The sequence below is a fragment of the Phyllobacterium sp. P5_D12 genome (assembly GCF_054049495.1).
Map to the genome: position 1 here is coordinate 1 of NZ_JBFUMG010000079.1, position 13,188 is coordinate 13,188.

6 protein-coding genes are annotated in these 13,188 nt (G+C 56.2%); 2 read left to right on the top strand and 4 right to left on the bottom strand.

Translation table 11 applies throughout. From position 1 onward, the window contains the following. Nucleotides 1-780 precede the first annotated feature (780 nt). On the top strand, nucleotides 781-1,281 hold the full coding sequence (locus ACXJ5O_RS08060; RefSeq protein WP_457299432.1) for a hypothetical protein: 501 nt from the start codon (nucleotides 781-783) through the stop codon (nucleotides 1,279-1,281). Nucleotides 1,282-1,363: 82 nt separating this feature from the next. Here ACXJ5O_RS08060 and ACXJ5O_RS08065 read toward each other — a convergent pair whose 3' ends face one another. The 4 genes from ACXJ5O_RS08065 to ACXJ5O_RS08080 all read right to left on the bottom strand — a co-directional run bounded on the left by ACXJ5O_RS08065 (nucleotide 1,364) and on the right by ACXJ5O_RS08080 (nucleotide 11,055). Next, nucleotides 1,364-2,683 (bottom strand): glucoamylase family protein, encoded by a 1,320-nt coding sequence (locus tag ACXJ5O_RS08065; RefSeq protein WP_457299433.1) that lies wholly within the window; start codon nucleotides 2,681-2,683, stop codon nucleotides 1,364-1,366. 5 nt (nucleotides 2,684-2,688) lie between these two features. After that, entirely contained in the window at nucleotides 2,689-6,576 is a 3,888-nt protein-coding gene (locus ACXJ5O_RS08070) for a GH36-type glycosyl hydrolase domain-containing protein (RefSeq protein ID WP_457299434.1), read from the bottom strand. 32 nt (nucleotides 6,577-6,608) lie between these two features. After that, nucleotides 6,609-9,074, bottom strand: coding sequence for a phosphoketolase family protein (locus ACXJ5O_RS08075; protein ID WP_457299435.1), 2,466 nt, complete (start codon nucleotides 9,072-9,074; stop codon nucleotides 6,609-6,611). Between the two features lie 277 nt (nucleotides 9,075-9,351). Continuing rightward, nucleotides 9,352-11,055, bottom strand: a complete 1,704-nt coding sequence (locus tag ACXJ5O_RS08080; protein ID WP_457299436.1) for an ABC transporter ATP-binding protein/permease — start codon at nucleotides 11,053-11,055, stop codon at nucleotides 9,352-9,354. 680 nt (nucleotides 11,056-11,735) lie between these two features. On the opposite strand from ACXJ5O_RS08080, the gene ACXJ5O_RS08085 reads away from it, so the two are divergent. Next, nucleotides 11,736-12,908, top strand: a complete 1,173-nt coding sequence (locus ACXJ5O_RS08085) for an acetate/propionate family kinase (protein WP_457299437.1) — start codon at nucleotides 11,736-11,738, stop codon at nucleotides 12,906-12,908. The last annotated feature ends 280 nt before the right edge of the window (nucleotides 12,909-13,188 follow it).

Genomic DNA, 13,188 nt, shown 5'->3' on the forward strand with positions numbered 1-13,188 from the left:
CCTCTATCGCGTCCGCACATTCAGCGCCGCGCCGAAGATAGGGGCCGTCCTCCTTGGGCGGCTTTATTTCGTATCGGGTATGATACGGAACATAAGACTCCTTGCGTTCTCTCATGGCATCACCTCATTATCAGGCGTTCTTAATCCAAGCCTGTCCCATGGCCTCTTCCGCGATCGTTTAACGCGAGCCAATAGGCGAAGCTAGGCACTCAAGTGCGTGGCCCTCTTGCCTCCGAGCCTCCTCGGAGAATCGGCGAAACTCTCCGATGAAGCTAAACTGTCCGGCGTGCCTGAAGTTCCCGCGGGGTAGATCAGTGGGGCTCGACGCTTCCCGTCCTATGCTGAAAGAGAGGCACAACCGTGGGCAGGGCGACGCTGGAGAGTGGCCGGGCCTCAAGGCGAGCGGGCCTGCGATCATCTCGATGAAGATCTCGCGTCGGGTTATGGTTGCATTCTGCACGTAATAGTCGCTGCCGGCTGGCCGAGCGGCGCGACTAGTTCGGCGGACTCTTAAGAGGCCGCTGCGAACYCACCACTTCCCGCATCGTTACTGTAACGTACTTGTTAATTGCCCACCGCAGGATTTCACTGGCCGAAAATACTAACGATCAAACGGTGCCGCTACCCACAAGCTCGGGTTCCGTTGGTTTTGGTCCTGATGTCGGGAAGAACGCTCTCGGCGATTTGAATTCTTGTGACGCGCATAAACATCTTAGAGATTTTGATGCGTCGCACACATCGTCGTGTTTTTTCATTGAAAGCAGAACACAGGAGGAGATCATGCATTTATTAGTTCGGACTGCCCTGGCAGTTGCTGTCCTTACCGTTCCATGTGAGGCCCAGGAAATGTTCAAGAAATTTGGCAAGGCTGCCGGTTGGGACATATTTGTGAATGAGAAGATGGGCCCTGGCTGCCTTATCGCCCGGCAGAATCCCGACGATGGCGCACAGGTGGAGATCGGTATCAATGCAACCGCAAATCTGCGCGGCTATCTGGCGCTTTACTCCAAGAAGCCCGAAAAGATTACCGCAGGTGAACAGCTCTCGGTAGTATTCGACGTCGATGGTGAGAAGTTCACGGGCGTTGCAACCGGCCAGGAGATGGTGGGATTCGACGGTGCATCCGTTCCCTTCAACGATCTTGATTTCATCTACAATCTTGCCAAGAAGAAAAAGCTGACGATCACCGCGAAAGGGCGTCAAACATTAGTGATTGACCTCACCGGTACCGACGCTGCGTTCAAGGCATTGCGCGCTTGTCAAGCCGCTCAGAAGAAGTAGCGGCGTCCATCTGAGGAGAGGGGCCGGTCAAAGCTTCGTGCTTCAGTCTAATGTCGATTCTTTGCACCTCACCGGGGGCGGCTTACAGCCACCCCCCCGAAAACCCTGCCCGGCGCAATCCGGTCACGACCGGCTTGCATCGACGCATGATGTTCCAGAGCAGCCCACTGCGGTAATTTTCGATCATCAATACCACTGGCCCCTGGTCGATGCCAAAGTGATGTGGACTTACCCACCATCCCGTTGGATTGTCGTTGACCGCATAAGTCGGGTTGAATGACGGTTTGAAACCGTAGAGCCGTTTCATGCCAATGTTCATGCGGCCAAAATTACGGATGGTCGGAACGACGATCTCTGGCACAAACGGCAGTGATGCCACGACGACCCACGGCGCGACCGTGCCATCATCCGGGCCGAAAGGAGCTCCGCGGGCGTTGTAGTCGAAGAACTCCCGCTCGACCCCGTCTATCCTGCTAGTGCCCCAGCCGGGCCCGTCGCAGGCGGTAAATCCCCAACAATGCTCTCCATAGCCGGCATATTGCATCGGATTGTGAATCGCATACTGCTGCTGGACAAAGGTTGCATGCCGACTATTTTTGAAATAGTCGCTATCATGTTCGCGCATAAACTCGTCCTGAATGTTGCGAAAGTCTATCCACATATGGGATAGCTGATGCGTGAACAGTGGCCCGGAATAAAGCAGCTCCCGGCCATAGATATTTCTCCATTGGTAAGTGTCAGTGTATGCCGCAAAGCTTTCGGGCGGCAATGGATACGTTGGTGAGCCGAGGCCTATGATGTAAAGCAGCAGGCCCTCGTCGTATCCCCGCCACCGATGGGGAATGAAACCGCTTTCCGGACGCCAACCGTGCGTCAACGTTGCGCGGCCGTTTCGGGCCCAGTTCCAGTCGGCACGCTCGTAAAGGTCCATTGCGAGCTGACGGATTTCCGCCTCATCGGGGGTGTCACGATCAAAATAGGTGGCGACAGTCAAAGCTCCCGCGAACAAAAAGGCCGTGTCGATCGTCGACAACTCGCACTGCCACACACGGCGTCCTGTCTCCATATCCAGAAAATGATAGAAAAAGCCTTTGTAACCGGATGAGTCTGGTTCTGGTCCTTGCGGACATGACATCAGGTAACGCAGTCGCTTGCGGGTGATCTTTGCGGCGTATTCGCGTATTATTATGCCCCGTTCGACAACGACCGGAATGGTCGCCAGTGCCATGCCGATGGCGGCGATACTTGCCGGCGTGTTCGGTTCCGTTTTGTCRCGAACCAGGCCGTTGTCCGGATTTGTGCAGTGAAGGTAATAGAGCAGGGTGGTGAACTGCAGCCGGCCGAGGTCACTGACCATCGGCAGGTGATCGAGATCAACATCGGTAGAGGGGAGCTCGATCATGATCACTAACCGATCGTAACTTGGACGTCGTGCGTGTGACTATCTTCAACAAGCGGGACCCTTTTGTTTGTGACGGGTTCGCCATCCAGCCTCACCGACCGGACGCCTCGGCCGATCCCTTTGGCATTGTCGAAATGGATGCGGTAGGTAGCCGAACCATGCTTATATGTGATCTCATAGGTGGGCCAACTCGTGGGAACGCAGGGCTCAAACCGCAAAAATCTACCTTCCCGGCGCAAACCGAGGATTGCCTCCATGGCAACACGATAAAGCCAGCTGGCAGAGCCGGTATACCACGACCACCCGCCTCGGCCTGTGTGGGGAGGAGCGCCATATATGTCTGCACAGACGACATATGGCTCTACCTTGTAGCGCTCAACCAGATCTCTCGTCGTTCCGTGGCAAATCGGATTGATGAAGTTCCAAAGGGTCAAGGCTAAATCACCGTCACCCTGTAACGCGGTGGCCCAGACGACCCAGGTTGCGGCGTGCGTATATTGCCCACCATTCTCACGAATGCCCGGAACATAGCCCTTGATGTAGCCTGGCTGGAGCACCCCTTTATCAAAAGGGGGATCGAACAGTTTGATTAACTTGTCCTCTTTGAGAACGAGCCGGTCGTGGACCGCTCTCAACCCCTGCGCCGCGCGCCCGGCATCGGCAGCGCCCGAAATGACAGCCCAGGCTTGCGGGAGGGCATCGATCTGGCATTCATCGTTCATGGCCGAACCAAGCGGCGTGCCGTCGTCAAAATATGCCCGGCGATACCATGCACCATCCCAGGCGTTAGACTCGAGAGCCACGCGCAATGCCTCGGCTCGATCACGACACCACTTGGCACGGTACTTGTCCCCACGAGACTTCGAGATTGTCGCGAACGATCTCAAGACCGACAAAAAGAACCATCCGTTCCAGACGCTTTCCCCTTTGCCTTCAGCACCGACTTTGTTCATTCCGTCGTTCCAGTCCCCGGTCCCCATCAGGGGGAGCTGATGGCTCCCAAGTCGATAACCGTGCTTCAGCGCGCGGACGCAGTGTTCGTAAATCGTGGCCGTTTGCTCACTGATGGCTGGTGTGTTGAAGTCTTCCTCCTGGTCGTCCTTAAGAACCGCTGATTTGAGGAAGGGGACCACCTCATCAAGCAGGCCAACATCGCCTGTCGTCGAGACGTAGTGATGAACAACATAGGGAAGGAAATAAAGGTCGTCGGTGATCCGGGTACGCACTCCAACTCCGGATGGGGGGTGCCACCAGTGCTGAACGTCGCCCTCTTCAAATTGGCGTGCTGCCGAGCGCAAGATTTGTGAGCGGCTTTCACCGGGTGCGCTATGGATAAGTGCCATCACATCCTGAAGCTGGTCGCGAAAACCGTATGCCCCGCCGGACTGGTAGTTTGATGTGCGGGCCCATACCCGGCACGCAAGTACCTGGTACAACAGCCATCTATTCATCATCAAATTCATGCCGATATCCGGCGTCGTGATTTGTACCGTGTCCAGAACGTTGTCCCAATCCCTGGATACTGCTGCAAGGCTCTCACCCGCATGGTCGGGGTCGGCGTATTCACGCACAAGTCTCCGGACTTCATCCAGGCTGTCGGCCTGCCCGAGAACAAAGATAACCTCTCTGGTTTCGCCCGCAGGTAAGGCGATATCGACTTTTAGAGCGGCACACAGATCGACCGATGGACCAAAGCGTTCCGCCAGATCAGCTCGTTGCAAGGCGGCAGGACGTGATACGGAACCGTACTTGCCAAGAAACTCTGTGCGGTCGGATGTCGTTGACCTCGCCGCCGGACTGGCGGCCGCGAAGGCGATCTTTCCAGCGAAATCGCCTGACCAGGGGTTTGTCGCGATGATGGCACCTGAATCGACATCGTGGTCGCACACCACTTGCATTGCAGCCTTTTCACGTTGGGTTCCCAGTACCCATTCGGCGTAATAGGTTGCCGTTATCTGGCGGCTTCGGGAGTCCAGGTTATGAAGTCTCAGGCTGATGATCTTGATCGTGTCCTGAGGTGGAACGAAGACTGTCATCTCCTGTTTCAGATGTCGGCTCTGACTGGCGTAGCGCGTATAACCCTGACCGTGACGGACGGACACTGGCGCGGAAGGTCCTATCGGCAGAGGGGTCGGTGTCCAAATTTCTCCTGTTTTCTCGTCCCGCAGGTAAACGACTTCTCCCGGCTGATCCGAAACAGGGTCATTCGACCATGGTGTAAGCCGGTTCATCTGGCAGTTGCCCGACCACGTATAGCCAAGGCCGGCCTCGGTCGTCAGGCAGCCGAAGCTGGGGTTCGCGAGGACGTTTGTCCACGGCGCCGGCGGTAAGGTCGTGGATCCCGATTTGAACCTCCCTACCGTTATAACATACTCGCGCCCACCATCGGAAAAGCCCCCGAATTCATTCCAATAATGCAAATTCTCTGGCGAGGCGGGTGACGGGCCAGCGGTAGCGTCACTCATTCGAGCGGCGAACTCCCCTGGAGGTAACGAAGCAGGTGAAGGTACTCGAGGGAGCTGGTCAGCAAGAGACCCGCCGTTGCCCATTAGAACGAGGCGCGCGGCACCGGTAATTGTCGCCAGGTCGTTCCCTGCAGTACCGCTGCCGGAGACAACGAAAATCCCTCCAGACTTGCCGGTCAATTCCGTTTGCAGCGGCGAGAAAAAAGTCTGCGCCAGTTCCCTGGTACCACCGCCCTCATCAAACAGGACGAGGTCGAATACCAAGCCTCTGCGCCGGCAGAAGTCGTGGGCCGCCACCACTTGGCGAATGAGAGCTTCATCTCGTTTTGCATCGACACTCGCCAACGCGATTGGCAAGTCGCCGGAGATGCCTTGAGCCCAGAGCACATTTGGGTCAAATCGTGCTTGTGGGTGCGCCACCTCCTGCCGCTGGCTGGGATTACCAACCGCCATATATCCGGCCAATAAGTTGGACACCGAAACGTCGCCGGGTGTGAGCCTGAATTCATCGAGCTCGCGCTTGTATCTCTCCAATGATCCGCAGAACGCTTGCTCGACCGCACCGAACTTCGAGTATTGCTCGGCGATTGCCTGGATGGCCGACTGGTTGTCCGCGGCCCCCGTCACAAAGGCGACGTGCGCTTCCGCACCTGGACCAACACGGACTGTCCGTCGTAGGGAGACGATCGGATCGAGGACAGGGCCGGTCGTCCGGGAAAGCGATGTACGGGCGTCAAATATTGCAGGATTGGCCGCAGTGCGTCCTCGGCCGAGGAATCGGAGCCGGTCAGTCTCGTACTCGAGCTCTTGGTCGGTTTGCTGGCTCGATGACGATACATGGATTGCCCAAGTCGGTTTCTCGTTCACATCGCGTGGCCTGCGGCGTGCAAATAAAGCACCAGTCGTGCGGTCGTACGTCGTTTCGACAAATAGTTTGGTGAACGCGGGGTGTGCCTGGTCTGCACGACGATTGTTGAGGCAGACTTCAGCATAGCTTGTCAATTCAAGGGTTCGCTCCCTTGCGCCATGATTGATCATCGTCAGTAAGCGAACCTCGGCGTCGACATCTCCTGCGACACAGACTTTCCAGAAAGTCTCGATGTCGCCTGAATGGCAGCGGAATTCCGCCCTGTCTCCGTGAAAGGCGTGTTCCCGGATTATGCCCGGCTCAACGATCGGTTGCTTTCCGATCGACCACAGGCTGTTGTCAGCCAGATCCCGAACGTAGCAAAACTGCCCCCAGCAATCGCGCGTGAAGTCCGCTTGCCACCGCGTAACGTCAATGCCCTGCCAGCTCCCGTAGCCTGCGCCCGCTGCCGTGGTGAAGACACTGTAACGGCCGTTGGACAGCAAGGCGACGTCGGAGTTCGTTTCCGCCAGATCCGGAATTACATCGTGTCGTACCGTCTCGGGCTCACTCGCTGACACAGGAACCTCCATTTGACTGGGTTGCGGCTAGCTCAGGCGTTGTCTCCTTCCGTCGAGGTCCGGGTCGACTTGCCCTTTCCACCTTTCGAGCCCCATTTCCAGCCGCTTATTGCGGGCATGTCGTCGCCGTATCTCTCAATATATTGCCTGTGTTCGACCAGCATCTCGTGAATTGCCTGTTTGAAATAGGCAGCGCGAGCGCCCAATTGCGGGAGCCTGTCAATAACGTCTTCGACCAGATGGAAGCGGTCGATTTCGTTCAAGACCGCCATGTCGAACGGCGTCGTCGTCGTTCCTTCTTCCTTGTAGCCGCGGACGTGCAGATTATTATGGTTCGTCCGGCGGTAGGTGAGTCGGTGGATCAGCCATGGATAGCCGTGGAAGGCGAATATTATTGGCTTGTTCTTGGTGAACAGGGCGTCAAAATCGGCATCCGACAATCCGTGCGGATGCTCCTTCTGCGGCTGGAGCTTCATGAGGTTCACGACGTTGATGACGCGGACTTTCAATTCCGGAATGTGCTCCCGGATCAGCTCGACTGCGGCCAAGGTCTCAAGAGTTGGTACATCGCCGCAACAAGCCATCACCACGTCGGGCTCAGCGCCCTTGTCGTTGCTTGCCCATTCCCAGATACCCACGCCCGCATCGCAGTGCTTGACAGCTTGATCCATTGTCAGCCACTGCGGTGCGGGCTGCTTGCCGGCCACCACGACGTTGACATAGTTGCGGCTGCGCAAGCAGTGATCGGTGACCGATAGAAGCGTATTGGCGTCCGGCGGCAAATAGATGCGAATGACCTCTGCCTTTTTGTTGGCCACATGATCGAGGAATCCTGGGTCTTGGTGGCTGAAACCATTGTGGTCCTGCCGCCAGACGTGTGAGCTCAGGAAGTAGTTGAGCGAGGCGATTGGCCGCCGCCACGGAATATGGTTGCACACTTTCAGCCACTTGGCATGCTGGTTGAACATCGAATCGATAATGTGGATGAAGGCTTCATAACAGGAGAAAAATCCATGCCGGCCGGTAAGCAGATAGCCCTCAAGCCAGCCTTGGCATTGATGCTCGCTGAGTACCTCCATCACGCGGCCGTCCGGTGACAGGTGATCGTCCTCCGGATAAATCTCTGCCATGTAGCAGCGATCGGTGACCTCCAGTACATCCTGCCATCGATTTGAGTTGTTCTCATCTGGACTGAACAGGCGGAAGTTCTTGCTGCGCATGTTCATTTTCATGACATCCCGGAGGAACTTGCCCATCACCCGCGCAGACTCGGTTATGGTCCGCCCTGGCGCGGGAACGGATACGGCATAGTCCCGGAAGTCGGGCATTCTCAGGTCGCGCAACAGCAGACCGCCATTGGTCTGCGGGTTGTCGCTCATGCGACGATGTCCCAGCGGAGCAAGCTCTGCCAGTTCAGGTTTGAACTGCCCGTTTTTGTCGAACAGTTCCTCGGGCCGGTAACTCTGCATCCATTTCTGGAGAATTTTGATATGTTCGGGCTTGTCCATGTCTCCCATGGGGACCTGATGCGCGCGCCAGTAGTCCTCGCACTTCTTCCCATCTATCTCGGCTGGGCAGGTCCAACCCTTCGGCGTGCGGAAGACAATCATCGGCCAGGCAGGACGTTTCAGGTCGCCCTTGGCGCGGGCATTCTTCCAAATTCTCTTGATTTCCGTCACGGCCGTATCCAACGCACCGGCCAGCTGCTGGTGCACACCCTCCGGATCATTGCCTTCGACGAAATAGGGCGCGTAACCCATTCCCTCGAAGTATTTCTGCAATTCGCTCTTGGGAATGCGAGCAAGGAAGCATGGATTGGCGATCTTGTAGCCATTCAGGTGGAGGATTGGCAGTACGCATCCGTCGCGCGCGGGGTTCAGGAATTTGTTGCCGTGCCAGCCGGTCGCAAGTGGCCCTGTCTCGGCCTCCCCATCGCCCACAATGCACGCGACAATCAAGTCCGGGTTGTCGAACGCCGCCCCGTAGGCGTGGCTGAGGGCATAGCCCAATTCGCCGCCCTCATGTATGCTGCCAGGTGTTTCCGGGGCTACGTGGCTGGGGATGCCGCCGGGGAAGCTGAACTGCTTGAACAGCCTCCTCATGCCTTCAGTGTCCTGGCTGATATTGGGATAGAACTCGCTGTACGTCCCTTCGAGATAAGCGTGTGCAACAAGCGAAGGTCCGCCGTGTCCGGGTCCAATAACATAGATCATGTCGAGATCATCACGTTTGATCACGCGATTCAGATGGACGTAGAGCATGTTCAAACCTGGCGACGTGCCCCAGTGTCCGAGCAGCCGTGGTTTGATGTGCTCGCGCTTTAACGGCTCTTTCAGCAGCGGATTGTCGAGAAGATAGATCTGGCCCACCGACAGATAGTTCGAGGCGCGCCAATAAGCATCCATTGACTTCAGTTCTTGGGCAGAGAGTGGATTTTTACCCGCTGAACTCGCTTCACTCGAGACCCGAGCACTACTTGCAGTTGTAAGCGAAACCATTGTTGCCTCCCATTGAGGACCCAGGCGGTTGGCGGGTCCCGTGGCTCAATTTCGATCTGCGCTTTTGTTTTTATGTGAAACGTTCCGGAAACTTGCCCGGCAATCAAATTTGGCTGCGCTTCCGCTAATAGCGTTGAAGCGCTTTACCGCGCACGCGTCATCCGACGTACACAAATCCTCGTGCACTTGGCAGCTGTGAATTATACACGACTTAGACGACTTCGTCGCGTTCGATATGTATTTTATAGTTCAGTGACTGAAACAGCTCTCCAGTCTCTCACAACATAAGTTTGTGTTCAGGCGGATTCGTTGTCCAAGCCCATTTGCCCTTCTGGTTGCAGGTCAAGATCGCGTCGTACAGACCCTCAGCCCCGCGGGCCGTCCCGTTGTTGAGATAGGTGATTGAATGCTCGGAAAGCGTGTGAAGGATTTTGCGGAATTCGTCGGCCCCGAGCGTTGTGTCGAGCCGGTCAAGGAAGACAAACCGAGGCCTCGCGAGAATAATACCGATCAAGGCCAACAGCTGTTGCTCGCGCAGCGAAAGCACCGCGTCCCAGTCGCTTTCTTTGTCTAACCCGCTTGTTTGGCCTACATCGAGATTGAATTCATTTAAAAGATGCAGAATTCGGTCATCCGAAATGTCGGCCGACTTATCCGGAGGCACGAGAGTCTGCCGCAATGTACCTGGCATCAGATAGGGTTGCTGTGGGAGAAACAGGATGCCGCCAGCGTCAGGGCGGAAGATGCGGCCGCTACCTGCGGTCGGAATACCCGCCATCGCCTTGAACAAAGCCACGCTCCCTGCTTGATTTGGCCCTGTGATCAGCACCCGGGTTCCTAGCCCGATAGATACCGACAAATCCCGAATGAGAGGTTCGCCGTCTGTCGATGACGGCAAGAACAGATGCTCAAAACCAACAGCGCCTTCGTCTTCGACAAACTGGATGGCCAATGGCGAGCCGGGTGCATGCGACTGTTCGATAGCCTGAAGAAGGGAGCTAAGGCGGGAGACCACTGCCGCGAAGGTAGAAATTGACTGGAACTGCGTGACGATCAACGAAAACGCACCCACAAGCAACGCGAAGGCTGCGGCCGACTGGGTAATGACGCCAAATTCGGCATCGCCTCTGATGAAAGCGGGAGCGACAATCAGGGCAGGGATGATCTGGATCAGCCAATTGTAACCTGTCGTAAAGAAACCGACGTTCCGATTGATGGCCGTGACTTGGCGAAAGTTTGCGATCGCCTCGTCCAGGCGCTGCAATAGACGTGCATTCTGCTGCTCCTCACAACGCGCCACCATGACTGCTTCAGCTCTCTCTCTAACGTGAATTAGACCGGAGCGGAAACCGGCCTCCTTGTCGAGTTGGTCATAGTTCAGCTTGATGAGAGGGCGGCCGAGGGTAATCGTCACATAAGAGCCGCACGCGGCATAGAACACCGCCACGACAAACAGCAAAGGACTGATGGACCATAGCACGCCCGAAAAGGCCAGGATTGTGAGTGCGCTGTTGAATACCATAAGGATAAATGAGAGCGTGGTGATTGTGAAGGCACGCACGTCATCAGCAATCCGCTGATCGGGATGCGTGAGTGTCCCCCAATAACCCAGGTGAAAATAGGTTGCATCGGCCAGGTAAAGTTTGACTGCCCGCCGGGTGAGGAACTCCCTCCAAAGCAGCGCCAAACGCTCTTCAGTGAATCGCGCAAAGACGGCAACGACGGTGGAGGCCGCGAAGACCCCAATGTAGAAGATCGCTTGCTGGATAAATTCCGCCGATTTTCGGTCCGCAATAGCAGTCATAAAATTCCTGCCAACGTAGCTGTTAACGACATTCAGTGCGTTAATTCCGCACAACAGAAGGACCAAGCCGACAAGCAGCCATCTCGCTTTTATTCCGGCCTCGGAGGTCATAAAGATCTTGACCGCGCGTACAAAGCGAACTGCTGTTGTCTTGAGGGGAGTTTCCTGTTTATCCATGACGTCCCTCGGCATTTTGATTGAATTAAGTTGCACACCGCTCATCCGGCGGTGAGGACGCGGCGGGACGGACGAGAAGGCCGATAGCCTCGTACTTGCCCACCAAATTCTCTGGACCAGGGCGCGCTGGCGCTCCGGTGGGATGCTTACCCTGGGAAGCGGGTCGATTCAGTATGCTGGCGATCAGACTTCACCCCGCAAGATACCCGACTTCTGTCCAGGACGTCACAGTATCCTAATGACCACCGGACCGCGCACCCTCATCCCACCATAGTTAGGTCCGCGACCAGCAACGACGGTTTCGAAACCGATCGGTGCCGAGTTTTATAAAAGCTTCGCAAAGGTCCGGCGTTCTTGGCGGATCGAAACTATTCACAGAGTTTGATTTTATCTTTTTTTCCTGACCATGACCACAACGGCAACATGGACTCTATCGTTGTCGGAACGGGGGGGCGCGCGTTCGTTTTCGACTATCGCACGCGAAGCGCAATGCCTAACCTGTTTGGATCAAGCAGGTCGCGACGCAAGGTTCGCGCTCACGATGAATGCCACATCTAAGACACGGTGGCGCTGCCTATTGGTTGCGTCATGTGCTAAGAAAGGTCCGTTGCGGCCAAGAAATGTGCATGGTGTTTGCCGACCCGCGTCTCCGGACTGCGCCGACAGAAGAGGAGTGATCAATGGACACGATTCTCGTCGTCAATGCTGGCTCGTCTAGCCTCAAATTCGAGGTGTTCGCCGTCGGTACCACCTTGGTGAAGCTGGTTAAGGGCCAAGTGGAAGGCATTGGAACCGCGCCTCACTTTACGGTCAGGAACGCAAACGGTGAGCAGGTCGTGGACAGGAGTTACACATCCGAGGATGTTCCAGACCTCGCCGCGGCCATGCATCATGTCGGAACGTGGTTACGGGGACAACATGAGGGTCGGCTTGTCGCGATTGGTCATCGGGTCGTCCATGGCGGGCCGGACTACGCACGTCCGGTACGCGTTGATCAACACGTACTCGAGGATCTTGAGCGGTATGTACCGCTTGCACCGCTTCACCAGCCCAACAACCTCGCTCCCATCCGGACATTGCTGGAGCGCCTGCCAGACCTCCCGCAGGTTGCCTGCTTTGACACTGCGTTTCATTACGGGCATGACCCTGTAACGGATCACTATGCAATACCCGCACATTTTTTTGCGGAGGGAGTACGGCGATACGGCTTCCACGGGTTATCTTATGAATATGTGGCAGGTCGTCTTAGGGAGATTGCACCGGATGTTGCCAAGGGACGCGTGATCGTTGCGCATCTTGGCAGTGGGGCTTCGATGTGTGCTTTAAGGGACGGGCACAGCCTGGAGTGCACGTTCGGATTCACGGCCCTTGATGGGTTGCCTATGGGGACGCGATGCGGGCAGATCGATCCTGGCGTTCTGCTCTATCTTATCGAACAGGGCGGGATGACCTCGTCAGAACTGCAGGACATGCTCTACAATGAGTCCGGGCTTAAAGGATTGTCCGGCATGAGCAACGATGTGCGTGATCTTCTGGCAAGCAACGATGCTCGCGCCGCGTTAGCGCTTGACCATTTCGTCCATCGGATCAGTCTCAATGCAGGTGCGCTTGCTGCAGCGCTGGGTGGTCTTGAGGCGTTCGTGTTCACTGCTGGAATCGGCGAGAATTCGCCAATTATGCGCGAGCGGATCGCAAACAAGCTTAGTTGGCTGGGGGCGCAGTTGGATCCTGCGCGTAACGAAAGCGGAGAAATCCTTGTCTCGAAAGCCGATAGCCGGATCGCACTCTATGTGGTGCCTACGGACGAAGAATTGATGATCGCCCAGCATACGCTTGGTATGGTTGCTGTATAGAGACAGGATCGTCCAGGCCGTGACCACCACACGGGGGAGAACGTCATCGAATTCTTTGCCGAAATGGGCTATTTTGTGCTTAGGCGAGCAAGCCATACTACGCTGAAGGACAATTGCGGCCGATCCGCGAGGCGGCTTGATCGCGTTCCTTTACATGCAGGCCAATGGCAATTCGCCGACGGTGGGGCTCTCACGACCCATCCGGAAAAAGACGTTCTCTAACGCACCTTATCGAATGGAGGACCAGATGGCACGTATCACACTCAGACAATTGCTCGAC